This is a genomic window from Kitasatospora mediocidica KCTC 9733, from assembly GCF_000744225.1.
In the GTDB taxonomy this organism is placed as follows: domain Bacteria; phylum Actinomycetota; class Actinomycetes; order Streptomycetales; family Streptomycetaceae; genus Kitasatospora; species Kitasatospora mediocidica.
This window is the reverse complement of sequence record NZ_JQLN01000005.1, coordinates 1,883,276-1,899,404: the sequence shown is the minus strand read 5'-3', so window position 1 is coordinate 1,899,404 and position 16,129 is coordinate 1,883,276. Positions and strand designations below refer to the sequence as shown.

Annotated in this window: 16 protein-coding genes and 1 tRNA gene; 8 read left to right on the top strand and 9 right to left on the bottom strand. The window is 70.7% G+C overall.

What is annotated here, in order from left to right; all coding sequences use genetic code 11:
• Positions 1-139 precede the first annotated feature (139 nt).
• Positions 140-814: a Crp/Fnr family transcriptional regulator gene (locus BS80_RS22420; protein WP_030240972.1), complete on the top strand. Its 675-nt coding sequence runs from the start codon at positions 140-142 to the stop codon at positions 812-814.
• Between the two features lie 27 nt (positions 815-841).
• On the opposite strand, the gene BS80_RS22415 is transcribed toward BS80_RS22420, so the two are convergent.
• The 5 genes from BS80_RS22415 to BS80_RS40985 form a co-directional block, all read right to left on the bottom strand.
• Positions 842-1,663 (bottom strand): MBL fold metallo-hydrolase, encoded by an 822-nt coding sequence (locus tag BS80_RS22415; protein WP_035800003.1) that lies wholly within the window; start codon positions 1,661-1,663, stop codon positions 842-844.
• Complete coding sequence (locus tag BS80_RS22410; RefSeq protein ID WP_157536480.1) at positions 1,660-1,872, bottom strand: hypothetical protein; 213 nt, start codon at positions 1,870-1,872, stop codon at positions 1,660-1,662. The genes BS80_RS22415 and BS80_RS22410 overlap by 4 nt, the downstream gene beginning before the upstream one ends.
• Positions 1,859-2,761 (bottom strand): NUDIX hydrolase, encoded by a 903-nt coding sequence (locus BS80_RS22405; protein ID WP_051966913.1) that lies wholly within the window; start codon positions 2,759-2,761, stop codon positions 1,859-1,861. Before BS80_RS22405 ends, BS80_RS22410 begins: the two co-directional genes overlap by 14 nt.
• Positions 2,762-2,834: 73 nt before the next feature.
• Positions 2,835-3,299, bottom strand: coding sequence for a RidA family protein (locus BS80_RS22400; protein WP_035800001.1), 465 nt, complete (start codon positions 3,297-3,299; stop codon positions 2,835-2,837).
• Positions 3,296-3,463 carry a DUF4177 domain-containing protein gene (locus tag BS80_RS40985; protein WP_157536478.1) on the bottom strand — a complete coding sequence of 56 codons (168 nt, stop codon included), beginning with the start codon at positions 3,461-3,463 and terminating at the stop codon, positions 3,296-3,298. Before BS80_RS40985 ends, BS80_RS22400 begins: the two co-directional genes overlap by 4 nt.
• 184 nt (positions 3,464-3,647) lie before the next feature.
• Here BS80_RS40985 and BS80_RS22395 point away from each other — a divergent pair, with 184 nt between their 5' ends.
• Both BS80_RS22395 and BS80_RS22390 read left to right on the top strand, forming a co-directional pair.
• Positions 3,648-4,736 carry an ArsA-related P-loop ATPase gene (locus tag BS80_RS22395; protein WP_051966912.1) on the top strand — a complete coding sequence of 363 codons (1,089 nt, stop codon included), beginning with the start codon at positions 3,648-3,650 and terminating at the stop codon, positions 4,734-4,736.
• The gene (locus BS80_RS22390; RefSeq protein WP_035799999.1) at positions 4,733-5,905 is read left to right on the top strand and encodes an ArsA family ATPase; all 1,173 of its coding nucleotides are present in this window, start codon (positions 4,733-4,735) and stop codon (positions 5,903-5,905) included. Before BS80_RS22395 ends, BS80_RS22390 begins: the two co-directional genes overlap by 4 nt.
• Before the next feature lie 140 nt (positions 5,906-6,045).
• Here BS80_RS22390 and BS80_RS22385 read toward each other — a convergent pair whose 3' ends face one another.
• A complete protein-coding gene (locus BS80_RS22385; RefSeq protein WP_035799998.1) occupies positions 6,046-6,369 on the bottom strand; it encodes a WhiB family transcriptional regulator in 324 nt (107 codons plus the stop codon).
• 430 nt (positions 6,370-6,799) lie between these two features.
• Here BS80_RS22385 and BS80_RS22380 point away from each other — a divergent pair, with 430 nt between their 5' ends.
• The gene (locus BS80_RS22380; RefSeq protein ID WP_035799996.1) at positions 6,800-9,196 is read left to right on the top strand and encodes a transglycosylase domain-containing protein; all 2,397 of its coding nucleotides are present in this window, start codon (positions 6,800-6,802) and stop codon (positions 9,194-9,196) included.
• Between the two features lie 52 nt (positions 9,197-9,248).
• Here the strand turns inward: BS80_RS22380 and BS80_RS22375 are convergent, their stop codons facing one another.
• Positions 9,249-9,704 (bottom strand): GatB/YqeY domain-containing protein, encoded by a 456-nt coding sequence (locus BS80_RS22375; RefSeq protein WP_035799995.1) that lies wholly within the window; start codon positions 9,702-9,704, stop codon positions 9,249-9,251.
• Positions 9,705-9,883: 179 nt separating this feature from the next.
• Between BS80_RS22375 and BS80_RS22370 the strand changes: the two genes are divergently transcribed.
• On the top strand, positions 9,884-10,825 hold the full coding sequence (locus tag BS80_RS22370) for a metallophosphoesterase (protein ID WP_035799992.1): 942 nt from the start codon (positions 9,884-9,886) through the stop codon (positions 10,823-10,825).
• Positions 10,826-10,925: 100 nt separating this feature from the next.
• Positions 10,926-10,999 (top strand) — tRNA-Pro (locus BS80_RS22365).
• Positions 11,000-11,257: 258 nt separating this feature from the next.
• Here the strand turns inward: BS80_RS22365 and BS80_RS22360 are convergent.
• Complete coding sequence (locus tag BS80_RS22360; protein WP_198045579.1) at positions 11,258-12,748, bottom strand: RICIN domain-containing protein; 1,491 nt, start codon at positions 12,746-12,748, stop codon at positions 11,258-11,260.
• Positions 12,749-12,914: 166 nt separating this feature from the next.
• On the opposite strand from BS80_RS22360, the gene BS80_RS22355 reads away from it, so the two are divergent.
• Together BS80_RS22355 and BS80_RS22350 are read left to right on the top strand one after the other, a co-directional pair.
• Entirely contained in the window at positions 12,915-13,778 is an 864-nt protein-coding gene (locus tag BS80_RS22355; protein WP_157536476.1) for a glycoside hydrolase family 16 protein, read from the top strand.
• A gap of 209 nt (positions 13,779-13,987) precedes the next feature.
• Positions 13,988-14,470: a hypothetical protein gene (locus tag BS80_RS22350; protein WP_157536474.1), complete on the top strand. Its 483-nt coding sequence runs from the start codon at positions 13,988-13,990 to the stop codon at positions 14,468-14,470.
• A 149-nt stretch (positions 14,471-14,619) separates the two neighbouring features.
• Here BS80_RS22350 and BS80_RS22345 read toward each other — a convergent pair whose 3' ends face one another.
• Positions 14,620-15,765: a hypothetical protein gene (locus BS80_RS22345; protein ID WP_232246572.1), complete on the bottom strand. Its 1,146-nt coding sequence runs from the start codon at positions 15,763-15,765 to the stop codon at positions 14,620-14,622.
• Positions 15,766-16,129 lie beyond the last annotated feature (364 nt).

The following is a 16,129-nucleotide window of genomic DNA, read 5'->3' as shown; positions in this document are numbered from 1 at the left end:
ACCCCTCCTCATATGATCTGAGAAGCATGCGTCATTCTTAGTGATAGATCGCATTGTTTGTGCGTCCGGCATGATGGGGAACAGCAAGCACTTGCGCCGTCCGTGACCAGCCACGGGACGGCCGAGAAGGAGGAAGCACGTGGACGACGTTCTGCGGCGGGCCGCGCTCTTCGCGGCTCTCGACGACGAACAGGCCGGCGAGCTGCGCGCTTCCATGACCGAGGTCACCCTCGCCCGTGGTGAGTCGCTCTTCCACGAGGGCGACCCGGGCGACCGGCTCTACGTGGTCGCCGAGGGCAAGGTCAAGCTGCACCGCGCCTCGCCGGACGGTCGCGAGAACATGCTCGCGGTGCTCGGCCCCAGCGAGATGATCGGCGAGCTCTCGCTGTTCGACCCCGGACCCCGCACGGCCACCGCCAGCGCGCTGACCGAGGTCAAGCTGCTGGGCCTGGGCCACGGCGACCTGCAGCCCTGGCTGCACGCCCGTCCGGAGGTCTCGATCGCCCTGCTGCGCGCCATCGCGCGCCGCCTGCGCCGGACCAACGACGTGATGTCCGACCTGGTCTTCTCGGACGTCCCCGGCCGGGTCGCCAAGGCACTGCTCGACCTCTCGCGCCGCTTCGGCGTGCAGTCGGAGGAGGGCATCCACGTCGCCCACGACCTCACCCAGGAGGAGCTGGCCCAGCTGGTCGGTGCCTCCCGCGAGACGGTCAACAAGGCGCTGGCCGACTTCGCCGGCCGCGGCTGGCTCAAGCTGGAGGCCCGCGCCGTCGTCCTGATGGACGTCGAGCGACTCTCCCGCCGCTCGCGCTGAGCACCCCGCTCCACCGGGACCACGGACTCAGATGAGTCCGTGGTCCTCGAGGTATCGCAGCTGGGCCCGCACGGAGAGCTCGGCGGCCGGCCAGAGCGCCCGGTCCACGTCGGCGTAGACCCGCGCCACCACCTGTTCGGCGGTACGGCAGCCGGCCTCCACCGCGGTCTCCACCTGGGCCAGGCGCCCGGCCCGGTGCGCCAGGTAGTACTCGACCCCGCCCAGCGCGTCGCCCAGCACCGGCCCGTGTCCGGGCAGCACCGTCCGCACCCCGTGTTCGGCGGCCAGCGCGCGCAGCCGCCGCAGCGAGTCGAGGTAGTCCCCGAGCAGGCCGTCCGGGTGGGCGACCATCGTGGTCCCCCGCCCCAGCACGGTGTCCCCGGTGAGGATCGCGCCGTCGGCCGGCAGGTGGAAGGTGAGCGAGTCCGAGGTGTGCCCGGGGGTGGCGACGACCCGCAGCTCCAGGCCGCCGACCTCGATCACCTGGCCGCCGTGCAGGCCCTCGCCGCCGAGCCGGTGTGCCGGGTCGAGCGCCCGGACCTCGGTGCCGGTCAGCTCGGCGAACCGGGCGGCGCCCTCGGCGTGGTCGGCGTGGCCGTGCGTGAGCAGGGTCAGCGCGACCCGTCGGCCCTGCTGCTCGGCGATCTCGATCACCCGGCGCAGGTGGCCCTCGTCCAGCGGTCCCGGGTCGATCACCACGGCCCGGTCCGAGCCGGGCTCGGCGAGCAGCCAGGTGTTGGTCCCGTCCAGGGTCATCGGGGACGGGTTGGGGGCCAGGACGCAGTGCGCCCTGGGTGTGGCGGCCCCGCCGACGGTGTCGGCGGGGTCACCGGGAAGCAGACCGGTCACTGCGTGCCTTCGAGTTCGTCCAGGCGTCCGCCTTCGGTACGCCGGGCCAGCGGGCGGGGAGCGAGGGAGCGGACCAACGGGCGCCAGGTCGGGTCGGTCGCACCGACCACGGCCTCGCGGCAGAGCCGACGGCCCGGCGTGCGCCGGGCGTCCAGGCTGCGGGCGTGGAGTGCACGCACCGTACGGCGAGCCACGTCATTGTGGATCATCGGTTGGAGGTCCTTCCTCGGGATAGCTGCCATCGATGGTCAGCTCTTCATACCCTGACCATCGGACGGTCATTCGATCACCCGACAGCTCGGCCGTGCCGAGGACGGGAGCCAGATCGCGGGCCACCGACGCGTCGAGCGCCTCGCGCGCCGTACGGACCGTCAGCAGCTCGCGCAGCACCGACAGCGTCGGCGGGAGCATGCCGTACCGGCCCTCGGCACAGCCGCGGACCGCCTCGGCCGGGGTCAGCCAGGCCACCCGGTCCGCCTCGCCGACCTCGTCCGCGGCCTGCTGGCCGGGCGGCAGCGCGGCGACGAAGAACCAGGTGTCGTAGCGCCGGTCCTCGAAGGCCGGGGTCACCCAGCGGGCCCAGCCGCCCAGCAGGTCGCTGCGCAGCACCAGGGCGTTGTCACGGCAGAACTCGGCGAAGGAGAGCTCATGGGCTTCCAGCGCGGCGCGTTCGGCGCTCCAGTCCCGCGCCGGGGCGATGGTCCGCTCGTCCGGGCCGGCCAGCAGCACGCCGGCCTCCTCGAAGGTCTCCCGGACCGCCGCGCAGACCACCGCCTGCGCCGTCGCCCGGTCCACGCCCAGCCGGGCCGCCCAGGCGTCCGGGCTCGGGCCGGCCCACGCGGGCGCGGCCTCGGCGTCCCGGGGGTCGACCCCGCCGCCCGGGTAGGCGTACATCCCGGCCGCGAACGCCATCGACGTCCGGCGGCGCAGCAGGTACGCCTGCGGCCCGTCGGCGGCGTCCCGCAGCAGCACCACGGTGGCCGACGGCTTCGGCACGGGCGGGATCAGCTCGCCCGCGGCCAGCGCCCGGATCCGGGCGGGCCAGCCGGGCGGCATCGAGGGGGCGGCCGGAGTCGAGCCGGAGAGGTGCGCAGCCATGCCCGGATGCTATGCACCCGGGCACGGCTCTGAACAGACCCGATCACTTCCGGACCTGTCCCGGAGTGGACCCTCAGCCGCGGACGCGGACCTGGATCTCGACCTCGACCGGCGCGTCCAGCGGCAGCACCGCGACGCCCACCGCGCTACGGGCATGCACGCCCGCCGCGCCGAGTGCCTGGCCGAGCAGCTCGCTGGCGCCGTTGACGACGCCCGGCTGCCCGGTGAAGTCGGGGGCGGAGGCGACGAAGCCGACCACCTTGACGACCTGCTCGATCAGGTCCAGGTCACCGATCACGGACTTCACGGCGGCCAGCGCGTTGAGCGCGCAGAGCTGCGCCAGCTCCTTGGCCTCCTCGGCGGTGACCTCGGCGCCCACCTTGCCGCTGTTCTGCAGCTTGCCCGCCACCAGCGGCAGCTGGCCGGAGGTGAAGACGAACTCGCCCGCACGGACCGCCGGCACGTACGCGGCCAACGGCGGCGCCACCTCGGGCAGGGTCAGGCCGAGCTCGGCCAGCTTGCTCTCGACCTTGCTCATGCCTGGGCACCCTTCTCGCGCTTGAGGTAAGCCACCAGCTGCTCGGGGTTGTTCGGTCCGGGAACGACCTGGACCAGCTCCCAGCCGTCCTCGCCCCAGGTGTCCAGAATCTGCTTCGTGGCGTGGACGAGCAGCGGCACGGTTACGTATTCCCACTTGGTCATGAGGGTGACTCTAGACGGTTGCCGAGCCCCCTGAGGCGATGTGAGGTGGGACACAAAGCGGGCAAGAATGCCCGTCGTCACCCGGATGCTCCCGGCATCCGGCCCGGGTGCTGGTTACCCTCGCGAGGAGGGGCCCGGTCCCCGAGAGCCAAGCGGTCGAGCCAGCAGCGGACGGAGACGGAGCGTGGCAGGTACGGAGGAGCCCGGCGACGCGCGCGGCGGCCCCGACTGGGAGGGCGTCCGCCTGCACGTGGTCAGCGGCAAGGGCGGCACCGGAAAGACCACCGTCGCCGCCGCGCTGGCGCTGGCGCTGGCCGCCGAGGGGCGGCGCACGCTGCTGATCGAGGTCGAGGGCCGGCAGGGCATCGCCGAACTCTTCGGCATCTCCGCGCTGCCGTACGAGGAGCGCAAGGTCGCCGCCGTCGCAACGGGCCGGTTCGGGCCGCCCAGCCGGGCCCGCGGCACGGGTAGCGGCACGGGCGAGGTGTTCGCGCTGGCCATCGACACCGAACAGGCGCTGCTCGAGTACCTCGACATGTTCTACAAGCTCGGCCGGGCCGGGAAAGCGCTGCAGAAGGTCGGCTTCGTCGACTTCGCCACCACCATCGCCCCGGGCGTCCGGGACGTCCTGCTCACCGGCAAGGCCTGCGAGGCGGCCCGGCGCAAGGGGCCGGACGGGCGCCGGGCGTACGACGCGGTCGTGATGGACGCGCCGCCGACCGGGCGGCTCACCCGGTTCCTGAACGTCAACTCCGAGGTGGCCGGGCTGGCCCGGTTCGGGCCGATATACAGCCAGGCCCAGGCCGTGATGGGCGTGCTGAAGTCGCCGGAGACGGCGGTGCACCTGGTCACGCTGCTGGAGGAGATGCCGGTCCAGGAGACCGTGGACGGTTTCACCGAGCTGCGGGCGGCCGGCCTGCCGGTCGGCGGGGTCATGGTCAACATGGTGCGGCCGCCGGTCCTGGACGCCGCCGCGGTGGCCGCCGCGCACGGCGACCACCGCGAGGAGGTGGCGCTCGCGCTGGTGGAGGCCGGCCTCGGCGGCCGGTCCCGGACGGCGGCGACCCGCCGGGCCGCCGTGGAGCCGCTGCTCGACCCGCTGCTCGACCAGGCCCGCGAGCACGCCGAGCGGGTGACCCTGGAGCACGAGCAGCGCGCGGACCTGGCCGAACTGGGGCTGCCGTCCTACGAACTGCCACTGCTCAGCGGCGGGGTGGACCTGGGCGGGCTGTACCGGCTGGCGGGCGAGCTGAAGGCACAGGGGGCGGCATGACCAGCGAGCGAGACCTCTCCGTCGACCGGCTGATCGATGACCCGCGGACCAGGATCATCGTCTGCTGCGGCTCCGGCGGGGTCGGCAAGACCACCACCGCCGCCGCGATCGGCCTGCGCGCGGCCGAACGCGGACGGCGCACGGTGGTGCTGACCATCGACCCGGCCCGCCGGCTGGCCCAGTCGATGGGCCTGACCGAGCTGGACAACACCCCGCGCCCGGTCAAGGGCGCGGCCGGCCCGGACGGTCCCGGCGAGCTGCACGCCATGATGCTCGACATGAAGCGCACCTTCGACGAGGTGGTGATCGCGCACGCCGATCCCGAGCGCGCCAAGGCGATCCTGGAGAACCCGTTCTACCAGTCGCTCTCGGCCGGGTTCGCGGGGACGCAGGAGTACATGGCGATGGAGAAGCTCGGCCAGCTGCGGGCCACCGGCACCTGGGACCTGATCGTGGTCGACACCCCGCCCTCCCGCTCGGCGCTGGACTTCCTGGACGCGCCCAGCCGGCTCGGCTCGTTCCTCGACGGCCGGATCATCCGGGTCCTGATGGCACCGGCCAAGGTCGGCGGCCGGGGCGCGATGAAGTTCCTGAACGTCGGGGTGGGCATGGTGACCGGCACCCTCGGCAAGATCTTCGGCAGTCAGCTGCTGACCGACCTGCAGACCTTCGTGGCCGCGATGGACTCGATGTTCGGCGGCTTCCGCGAGCGGGCCGACCGGACGTACCAGCTGCTCAAGGCCGAGGGCACGGCCTTCCTGGTCGTCGCCGCGCCCGAACGCGACGCGCTGCGCGAGGCCGCGTACTTCGTGGACCGGCTGGCGGCGGACGAGATGCCGCTGGCCGGACTCGTCCTCAACCGGGTGCACGGCACCGGCGCGCCGCAGCTGACCGCCGAGCGCGCGCACGCCGCGGCGCAGAGCCTGGAGGAGAACGGCGCGGATCACGAGTCCGAGCAGGCCGAAGCCGACGTGCTGGCCGCCGGACTGCTCCGACTGCACGCCGAGCGGATGGAAGTGATGGTCCGTGAGCGCCGCACCCGGGACCGGTTCGTCTCGGTCTATCCCGATGTGCCGATCGTCGAGGTGCCGGCCCTGGCCGGCGACGTGCACGACCTCGACGGGCTGCGCCAGATCGGCCGGCGCCTGAGCGGCACCGACGACGACTGAGCCTCAGCCCCCACTGAGGCATCCGTCTGCGGCATCCTGCTGGGGCAGCGAGCCGCGCCGTCCAGCTGCGTCGTCCAGCTGGGCATCCGTTTGCCGGGTATCCCAGCATCTACGTGTTGGGACCCGGTGCTGACCGGGCCTCAGCCCGCCTGGGCGTAGTCCGACAGGATCACGCCGGTCGCCAAGGACTCCTCGTACTCCGTGCGGGCGGTCTCCAGCAACCGCCGCCACGACATCACCGTCGGACGCCGGCGCAGCAGCGCCCTGCGCTCGCGCTCGGTCATTCCCCCCCAGACCCCGAACTCGACCCGGTTGTCGAGCGCGTCGGCCAGGCACTCGGTGCGCACCGGACACCCGCTGCACACCGCCTTGGCGCGGTTCTGCGCCGCCCCCTGGACGAACAGCTCGTCCGGATCGCTCGTGCGACAGGCAGCCTGCGCACTCCAGTCATCTACCCAGCCCATGCCGGCGCCGTCCTCTCCCGAATCGAGGCTCCCCCACGGCGGCAACGGCATATTCACCGCTGCCAGTTGAGGACGTTACGGAAGATTGGCGAAGCGCAACAGCCCCCCAGGGCCCAATCTCGAATGACCCGATTGGACTATGGGTGCCCGTCAGATCACTCGTTGGAGTGATCGCAGGTTGCAGGCCTTGCGGGCGCCTGGATCGCCCCTTTCGTCACGCTGTGCCACAGCCGTCGGCCCAGGAGACCCCGACGACGCCACAGAACGGCCGTGACAGCTATCTCATACCCCATCAATTCGGACAACTCTCAACACTCACAGGAGTCTCGGGAGTATACGGAGCGAAGCTGTCACGCCCCCTCGTCAAGCGTAGGCGAACGCGTGCCTTCAAGGGCGGGAATCCGCAACGTGGAAACGTAGAGTCGCCCCCATGGCACCGAAGCGCCCCACATCCGCCCCGCGCCCCGGCGAACCGGCAGGCCGAAAGGGCACTCCTCCCGTCGAGCTGGCCGGCCAGGGGGCGAAGTTCCTCGGGGTCAGCGTCCTCTCCGGCTTCCTGCTCGCCGGCCTCGCGCTGCCCGCGGTGGGCGCGCTCGGCATCGGGGCGAAGAAGGGCGCGGAGAGCTTCGACAACATCCCGGACGACTTCAAGACCCCCACGCTCTCGCAGGCCTCGTTCATCTACGACAGCAAGGGCCAGCAAATCGCCAAGGTGTTCGACCGGGACCGCACCATTCTGACCCGGGATCAGATGTCCCCGATCATGCGTCAGGCGCAGGTCGACATCGAGGACAACCGCTTCTTCGAGCACGGCGCGATCGACCCCAGGGGCGTCGTCCGGGCGATCAGCAAGAACGCCGAGTCGGGATCGGCGACCCAGGGCGCCTCCACGCTGACCCAGCAGTACGTGAAGAACGTCTTCGTCGAGCAGGCCGGCGACGACCAGGCGGCCTTCCTGGAGGCCACCAAGAAGAGCCTGGGCCGCAAGATCCAGGAGCTGAAGTACGCCATGAAGCTGGAGGAGGAGCTGCCCAAGGAGCAGATCCTCACCAACTACCTGAACATCACCTTCTACGGCCACCAGGCGTACGGCGTCGAGGCCGCCTCCAACCGCTACTTCGGCAAGAGCAACAAGGACCTCACCGTCGCCGAGGCCGCGACGCTGGCCGGCCTGGTGCAGAACCCCTCGGCGTACGACCCGATGCTCCACCCGGCCGCGGCCAAGACCCGCCGGGACACCGTGATCGCCAAGATGGCCGAATACCGGCACATCACCGCGCAGCAGGCCAAGGACGCCACCGCCACCCCGCTCGACCTGAACTACCACGAGCCGCTGAACGGCTGCATCACGGCCAGCGCCGGCATGGGCTTCTTCTGCGACTACGTCCGGCACGTGATCAAGGGCGACCCGGTCTTCGGCGCCTCCGCCGCCGACCGCAACAAGCTCTGGAACGACGGCGGGCTGAGGATCTACACCACCATCGACCCCGACAAGCAGGCCGCCGCGAACAAGGCCGTCACCACGAAGGTCTACACCACCGACACGGTCTCGGCCGCGATGACCATGCTCAAGCCCGGCACCGGCGAGATCCTCGCGATGGCCCAGACCCGCCCCTACGGCCTGGACGCCACCAAGCACCAGACCGTGGTCAACCTGAACGCGGACGCCGCGATGGGCGGCGGCAACGGCTTCCAGCCGGGCTCGACGTTCAAGCCGATCCTCGCCGCGGCCGCGCTGGAGTCCGGCACCCCGCTGAACCAGCAGTACCCCGCGCCCGCGCAGATGCCCTACCCCAGCATGACCACCTGCGAGGGCACCTGGACCAACAGCGGCCACGACCTGGTGGCCAACGACAGCCCGTCCGAGGTCGGCCCGTTCGGCATGCCCGAGGCGATGGCCCGCTCGGTCAACACCTACTTCGTCCAGCTGGAGCAGGACGTCGGCCTCTGCCCGATGAAGCAGATGGCCAACAAGCTGGGCATCCGGGGCAAGGCCAGCGGCGCGCCGCTGGAGGAGGTCCCGGCGATGACGCTGGGCGTCGAGGAGATGAGCCCGCTGGACATGGCGGGCGCCTACGCCGCGTTCGCCTCGCGCGGCACCTTCTGCACCCCGGTCGCGATCAGCTCCGTCACCGGAAGCGACGGCCGCAAGCTCACCGTCCCGGCGGCCGACTGCGAGCAGGTCATGCAGCAGGGCACCGCCGACGCCATCAACACCCTGCTCAACGGCGTCACCGAGAAGGGCACCGGCAGCGCGCTGGGCCTCGACGACGGCCGCATGATCGCCGGCAAGACCGGCACCACCGACGAGCGCCGCGCCGCCTGGTTCGACGGCTACACCCCCGACCTGGTCGGCGTGGTCTGGCTCGGCGGCCCCGAGGGCGGCGTCAAGATGGACGGGAGCATCAAGATCGGCGGGCGGTCCTTCGCCGACAACAACGGCGTGTACGGCTCCACCGGCCCCGGCCCCGCCTGGCAGGAGGCGATGAGCGAGGCGCTCGCCGGCACCCCGCGGAGCACGTTCCAGCTGGTCACGCTGCCGGCGCCGACGGCCGGCGGCTCAGCATCGCCGAGCCCCGGCCAGAACCCTGGGCAGAACCCGGCGCAGCCCGCCGGCCAGAACTCCCCCGCGACCAACCCGCCGCCGAACCCGGCGCCGGCGGCCGGCCTCAACCCGCCGCCGGGCGGCGGCACCACCCGCGGTCCGGGCACCGGCGGGATCGGCGGCGGGATCGGCGGAGCCGGCAGCCTGCCGCCGATCCCGGGCGGCGGCATCGGCGGGATCACGGGCGGCGGCAAGCCCGGCAAGCCGACCGCCCACCACTGAGGGGGAGGGGGCGGGGCCCCGCCCCCTCCCCCTCTCCTCGCCTACTTCTCGCCTACTTCTGCAGAGCGGCCTTCACGGCGGCGGCCACCCGGCCGCCCTCCGCCACACCGTCCACCTTCGGCCGGACGATCTTCATCACGGCCCCCATCGCCTGCGGCCCGCTCGCCCCGCTCTCGGCGACCGCGTCGGCGACGATCGCCGCCAGCTCGTCGTCGTCGAGCTGCTTCGGCAGGTACTCCGCCAGCACCACACCCTCGGCCCGCTCACGCGCCGCGGACTCGGTTCGGCCGGCGCCCTCGAAGGCGGTGGCAGCGTCCAGGCGCTTCTTCGCCTCCCCCCGGACGACCTGCAGCACCTCGCCGTCCGTGAGCTCACGCTTCACCTTGCCGGCCGTCTCCGCTCCGGTGACGGCGGCCAGGGTCAGCCGAATGGTGGACGAGCGCAGCTCGTCCCGAGCCTTGATCGCGGCCGTCAGGTCATCCCGCAGCCGCTCCTTGAGCGTTGTCATGCAGCCGAGTCTTACACCTACGCCCTGCCCCCGCCCCCGATTAACCCCGCCACCGCCTGAGCTCCGGGCGATCACCAGCCGATCGCCGGCCGATCACCGACCGACCGCCCTCAGGGCGCACGCTCCCGGCGCGTCAGGGGGCGTGCACTCGCCGTGTCATGGTCTGCGACGATGGGACGATGCGAAAGCTGTACTCCGTTCCGCTCGGAATCGCCGCGACCGGCGCCGCCTGCCTCACCTACTCCGTCGGGTACGAGGTCCGTGCCTTCCGGCTGCGCCGGGTGCAGGCCGCCGTCCTGCCGAAGGGGGCCAAGCCGGTCCGGGTACTCCAGGTCTCGGACATCCACATGGTCGTCGGGCAGCGGAAGAAGCAGCGCTGGCTGCAGAGCCTGGCCGGCCTCCGCCCCGACCTGGTGGTGAACACCGGCGACAACCTCTCCGACCCGCTCGCCGTGCCCGCCACCCTGGCCGCCCTCGGCCCGCTGATGGAGTTCCCCGGCGTCTACGTCTTCGGCTCCAACGACTACTACGGTCCGACCCCGAAGAGCCCGACCCGCTACCTCAAGGCCCTGAGCAGCGGAAACCACGGACTCAACAACGCCGACGGCACCGGCCGACGCGGCATCACCGGCGCCGTCCACAACCCGTGGGAGAAGCTCCGCGACGGCTTCGACGGCGCCGGCTGGCTCGACCTCACCAACAGCCGCGGCCGGCTCCCGCTGGCCGGCCTGGACGTCGAGTTCACCGGCCTGGACGACCCGCACATCCGCCGTGACCGCTACGCCGACGTATCCGGCGGACCGTCAGCCGACGCCGACCTCTCCATCGGCGTGGTGCACGCCCCCTACCTCCGCAGCCTGGACGCGTTCACCGCCGACGGCTACCCCCTGATCCTGGCCGGTCACACCCACGGCGGCCAGCTCTGCATCCCCTTCTACGGCGCCCTGGTGACCAACTGCGACCTGGACACCAAGCGCGTCAAGGGCCTCTCCACCCACCGCGCCGGCGGCCGCGAGTCCTACCTCCACGTCTCCGCCGGCTGCGGCACCAACCGCTACACCCCCGTCCGCTTCGCCTGCCCCCCCGAAGCCACCCTCCTCACCCTCACCCCCCGCCCCTGACCCCTCCCCACACCCGCCCAGAAACCGGATTTCGTCTCCTGACCTGCGTCGGGTAGAGTTCTACTCGTTGCGAAGGAAACAGAGCGACAAACCGCAGGACCGGGGTGTGGCGCAGCTTGGTAGCGCGCTTCGTTCGGGACGAAGAGGCCGTGGGTTCAAATCCCGCCACCCCGACCCAGTAGTACGAGTCAGGGCCCTATCGGAGAGATCCGATAGGGCCCTGACTCGTTCTGCGTGACCACCTGAGTGACTGAGGCTCAGGATCTCGCTTGAGTAACACGAACCGGTTCGCCAGCCGTGACAGTCGCCAGTACCGCCCGCTCCCGAAGGTCACGAGGCGAGGGCGTGGTCAGTCCAAGCCAGTGTTGGTAGCAGGGGGACCCGCTGGTGGGCCCGCCGCAGCGCGGCGGGCCCGTTCGGGTCACCGGGCAGTCAGCTGAGTGCCCACTGCTGGGTCCAGCCGCTCTTGCAGGTCCACACGCCCAGGGTCTTGAAGTCCTCGTCGTAGGTCAGGCAGTCGTCGGAGCTGATCCGGATCTGGTAGGTGCCGTTCCCAGTGCTGGCGAGCTCCCATTTCTGCTCGTCGGCACCGTTCCAGGGCTGGGTCTCGGCGAGATAGCTGCCGGTGTTCTCGGTGAGAGCCAGGCCGGAGGAGACGTTTGTGATCTTGTAGCGGCCGCCGCCCAGGGAGGTGAACTGCCACTTCGAGTCGCTGCCGCCCCGGATCCCGGCGACGACCGGCGCTCCGGCGTTGGAGCCGGTGACGACGGCGCCCAGGCCGTCCGACAGGCGCAGGTACGGCGTGCCGTCGATCACCTTCCCGCCGTCACCCGTTCCCCCGCCGCCGCCGTCCACGATCACGCCGCCCCAGTGCCAGCTCTGGTGGCCGAGGCTGCCGTTGGCCGCCGATCCGCAGCCCCAGACCTGGAGCCGGGTACCGTTGCTGACCACGCCGTTGGGGACGTCGATGCAGACATCCTTGCTGCGGTCCGTGGGGTCCTCCATGTGCCGGAAGGTGCCGTCGGGCGTCAGGTACCAGCGCTGACTGGCGGCCTCCACGCAGTCCCAGAGCTGGAGCTTGGTCCCCTGCGCCGTGTTGTCATCGGGCAGGTCGAGGCACTTGCCGTTGGCACGGAGCTGGAAGCCGTTGTACGTCCAGGACTGGTTGCTGCCGCCGTGGCAGTCCCACAGCTGGATCGGGGTGCCGTTGGCGGTGCCGTTCTGGTCGACGTCCAGGCAGGCGTGGTGGCCGGAACTGGCGTCCGGGCTCAGGCTGTTGGTCTGCTGCGGGGTGGACCGGGCGGGAAAGTGGAGGGTGCGGTCGGTGTGACTGCAGGCGATCTTCCCGCACGGGGGGTGGCGCACCGTGTCCGTCTCGCCGTCGCTCCCCACGAAAGCCCAGTTCGAGTAGCCACCGTCCCCCTTGTTGGTGAACGTCGACTCGCCCTTGAAGACCCAGAGCCGGAAGTCGTCGTAGCCGAACGGGCCGCCCTCCGAGTCGTGGTGCTGCAGCTTGAAGGTCGTGTCGATCAGCACGCCGTGCATGTTCGCCGCATAGGGGTTGACGAACCATTTGGTGTCGTAGGCGTCGGTGCCGTCGTACTTGAACACCAGGATGTTGTAACCGGGCGCCGTGGCCTGGAACTGGGTGACGGCGTCCTGGGTGAACTTCGCATTGTCGCTCTTGGCGCCCCGAGCCGCCGAGACGAAGACGTTGATCTCACCGAAGATGGAATTGATCAGGGCGCTGATGCAGTTGCCACCCCCTGGGGTGTCCTGCCCCGCGCAGCCGTTGGCGCCAGCTGCGGCAGCACGCTGCGGTGCGGCCAGGCCGCCCACCCCTGCCATCGCCAGGGCCATCAACAGAACCGCCGTGACGGCGCGTTGGCGCAACGTTTGTTTCAGGCGCGAGAAAGCGCGCATGGTGAACCCCTGATTCCTCACTGGAATGTGCGAGATCCGGATGCTAGATCCACTTCTCGACCGATCCAGACCACCTTGACGAACCTGATACGCCCGCCAGATCGATCTTGACGCGCCGTCCGTTGACGAGGGGTTTAGATCCCCGGCGCGGAGGCTCCAAGCCGCAGTGACGCGCCACAACGTGACCATCTGCCCGTCAGGATTCACCTACACCTCGGGCGCGCGGACCTTCCTTGCCGGCACGTACTCGGAATTCGGCTACTACAAGGACAGTACGGGCTACCACGACCTGCCCCAGCAGACTCTGACGGTGGCCCCGCCGTCCGGGCCTCCGGCGGATCCGACCCAGGGGAAGACCCTCACCTGGGACGAGGAGTTCAACCAGCCCATCGCCTACGGAACCCGCTGGGTCGGCACCACGACCAGCGCCTACCAGTACGGCACTCACAACCCCAACGACGACAAGCTCGACTGGCTGGCCCAGTCCGCTGTGACCGTCGCCAACGGTGTCGCCACCTTCACCGCCCAGCCCAGCTCCCACGTCCTGGAGAACGGCAAGCAGGCTTGGACCACCGGGCTGCTCACCACCGAGGGTTCCTCGGAGGGCTTCCAGGTCCGGACGGACGACTACATCGAGACCCGGGTCCAGATGCCTTCCGGCATCGGCGCCTGGCCCGCTCTGTGGAGTTGGCGCAACGGCGACAACGAGATCGACAAGTACGAGTACCACCCCGACAACCCGAACCTGCTGGAGCTGACCAACCACGTCCAGGCGTCCCAGGACTACTACACCAATGCCGCCGGGGTGGCTCCGGGCGACTGGGTCGTCATCGGGACACACTACGGCGCCACCTCGGTGGACTGGTACGTGAACGGCGTGAAGGTCTTCTCCGACGGGACCGGAGTGGGCGCGTCCTGGTCGGCCTACCTCATCCTGAACCTCTCGGTGGAGGCGGGGACCTATCACCCCGGGCCGCAGAACTCCACGCCGATCACCTCGGCCGCCGACTACGTCCGGGTGTACCGGTGAGCGCACGCACCACCCCCTCCGGCAGCACCGCCTCGCCGGCAGCAGACGAGTCGTCCACCCCTCCGACGTCCAGTCAGTTAACGTGGCGCGATACCCCATCGGCCGCTCCAACCGGTCGCCCCGGCACCCTGACCGGCGGGCGTCCCCGGACGCCCCGGGCGTCCCACGCACCGCAGCACGTTGGCTCTCAGACAAGGCAGGTGCTTGCTATGACTCACGGACCAGGATCGCGACGGCAGTTGGCGCTGTGGACGGTCGCGGCAGCATGCCTGCTGGCAGCAACCCCAGCCATGGCCGCAGGCCCCTCCGACTCGCACTACGCCGTGGTCAGCATCACCGTCCCGCCTGCTCCTCCGGGTGGGTCGACGACCGTCAACGTCCTGGTGGTCAACGATGGACCGGACACCAGCGCCTCGGCCCACAGCGTGCGGGTCACCCTGCCGAACGGCGCCACCACCACGGGCGCCTCTTTCCCCTCGACCTGCACCACCGACGGGACCGGCACCGTCGTCACCTGCACGTTTCCGCCGGGCCTGCGCGCGCTGCGCACGGCCACCGTGCTTCTCCCGGTGCAGATTTCGCCGACCGCTCCTCCGCACGGCGAACTGGACGGCGGCTGGGTGCACCTCGAAAGTGCCGATGACCAGGTCAGCCCACTGCACGACGTGGAGTTCGACATCGTGACGCCGTAGTCCCCGGGTGCCCGGGGACCCCCGCCCCGGGCACACCTCGAACAGGACCGCACCGACATTCATCGGCGACACCGTCGGGCCCGCGAGAATGTCCGGTGACAGGGCTTCGGCCATCAGGACCCGCGAGCGACGGCGACGTGGACCGTGGTTCAGCTGCCGCCGCCCCTGGGCTCCAGGTCGCCGATCACTCCGAGCCGGATGCCGAACCACGGATAGGTGAGGTTGAAGAACACGTTGTCCTGGGGCTGGAGTCCGACCGCGGAGGGCCACATCTGATACGCGCCGGCGTTGGACACCCCGCCGTGCGCGCGGCGCCAGACCCGTGCGGAGTCGCCTCCGGTCGGGGGCGGCGTGATCGTGTCGGTCGACTCGACCGCGTTGCCGCCCTGGTCGAGGGTGCCCCACGGTGAGGTGCTCCTCGCCTGGCCGACCGTACTGAGGCTGCCCTGGTAGGCGCTCGCGTAGCTGGCGGGATCGAGTCCGAACGGGTTGACGGTGGCACAGACGTCGGGCTGCACCTCGCCGGGGCACCAGTTCGGCGCCGGCTGGCCGGTGGCGTGGTACGAGGCGAGGGGCTGGGTCGCCGCGTTGACGACATCGCCGGTGGTGGGGTTGAGGACCGTGGGGGCGGGAGCGGTCGCCTCGCCGTCGCCGAAGACTCCGGGATTGGTCGGGTACTTCCAGTAGGAGTAGGTGCCGCCGCCGTTCGGGTCGTAGTAGGCCGCCTTGATCCACTCGTCCTGGCTCGGTACGACGAAGCCGGAGTCATGGGCTCGGGTCGCGTCCGGCCGGGCGAGGTCGTACATCCCGCGCTCGGTCTCCGGCGACAGTTCGACCTGGTAGGTGACGTAGTGGAAGCCCTGGCTGCTGCTGTCCTGCTTGGAGATCAGTCGGCCGTTGTAGAGCGCGTTGACGAAGCGCGCGGCCTTCAGGAAGTTCGCGAAGCCGTACGGCTTGTCCGCCCACTCCGGATACGCCACGGAGTAGTGGCAGCCGTCGCCGCCGGCGGCGGAGAAGTTGACCGAGCCGTACTTCGGCCAGGCCGACGAGCTCTCGGTCCTGTCGTAGAGGCCGTGGGGGTCGCGGCCCGCAGGGTCAACCGTGTTCAGGAAGGCCACCCACTCGCCGACCGTCACCTCCAACTGCCCGATCTCGTAGGGGTCTCGGACGGCGCCGACCATCAGGCAGTCACTCGACGTCGGCGGGGCGTCGGTGCACGTGCGGTAGACGGCATCCGTGAACGGAACGACACCTACCGCCGGGTTGCCGGGCGCACCGACCTTGGCGGTCGTCACGGTGATGACCGCGCCCCTACCGTGAGCGGCCTGGTCGGATGAACGCGATCCGGCGGCAGCGGCACTCGAACCGAGCATCGCGTGCGAGGTGAGCAGCACCGACACTCCGCACGTTGCCAGGACGGCCCTGCTGAGACGAGTGCGACTGGAGACGACGTGCATGGGCAAACCCTTTCGGCCCTTGCGGCTCGCCCGTGGCCGCAAGCGGCGCGGAGCGGTCCGACGATCACAACAGCGGGTGACCACAAGCTACCTCTCTCGTTACTCTCCGCACTCGCGACGTGGCGGGACCCGAGCCTCCAGTCCGTCAGCCGTTCGTTGGTACAGCAGCGAAGTACAGCAACCGGGGCGTCCAGCAGGTGGC

What these genes read in the sequence shown, in the direction of transcription:
- BS80_RS22350 (WP_157536474.1), top strand. Translation starts at nt 13,988, where the DNA reads ATGACTCACGGACCAGGATCGCGACGGCAGTTGGCGCTGTGGACGGTC.
- BS80_RS22380 (WP_035799996.1), top strand. Translation starts at nt 6,800, where the DNA reads ATGGCACCGAAGCGCCCCACATCCGCCCCGCGCCCCGGCGAACCGGCA.
- BS80_RS22370 (WP_035799992.1), top strand. Translation starts at nt 9,884, where the DNA reads ATGCGAAAGCTGTACTCCGTTCCGCTCGGAATCGCCGCGACCGGCGCC.
- BS80_RS22410 (WP_157536480.1), bottom strand. Translation starts at nt 1,872, where the DNA reads ATGATCCACAATGACGTGGCTCGCCGTACGGTGCGTGCACTCCACGCC.
- BS80_RS22390 (WP_035799999.1), top strand. Translation starts at nt 4,733, where the DNA reads ATGACCAGCGAGCGAGACCTCTCCGTCGACCGGCTGATCGATGACCCG.
- BS80_RS22405 (WP_051966913.1), bottom strand. Translation starts at nt 2,761, where the DNA reads ATGGCTGCGCACCTCTCCGGCTCGACTCCGGCCGCCCCCTCGATGCCG.
- BS80_RS22375 (WP_035799995.1), bottom strand. Translation starts at nt 9,704, where the DNA reads ATGACAACGCTCAAGGAGCGGCTGCGGGATGACCTGACGGCCGCGATC.
- BS80_RS40985 (WP_157536478.1), bottom strand. Translation starts at nt 3,463, where the DNA reads ATGACCAAGTGGGAATACGTAACCGTGCCGCTGCTCGTCCACGCCACG.
- BS80_RS22360 (WP_198045579.1), bottom strand. Translation starts at nt 12,748, where the DNA reads ATGCGCGCTTTCTCGCGCCTGAAACAAACGTTGCGCCAACGCGCCGTC.
- BS80_RS22400 (WP_035800001.1), bottom strand. Translation starts at nt 3,299, where the DNA reads ATGAGCAAGGTCGAGAGCAAGCTGGCCGAGCTCGGCCTGACCCTGCCC.
- BS80_RS22385 (WP_035799998.1), bottom strand. Translation starts at nt 6,369, where the DNA reads ATGGGCTGGGTAGATGACTGGAGTGCGCAGGCTGCCTGTCGCACGAGC.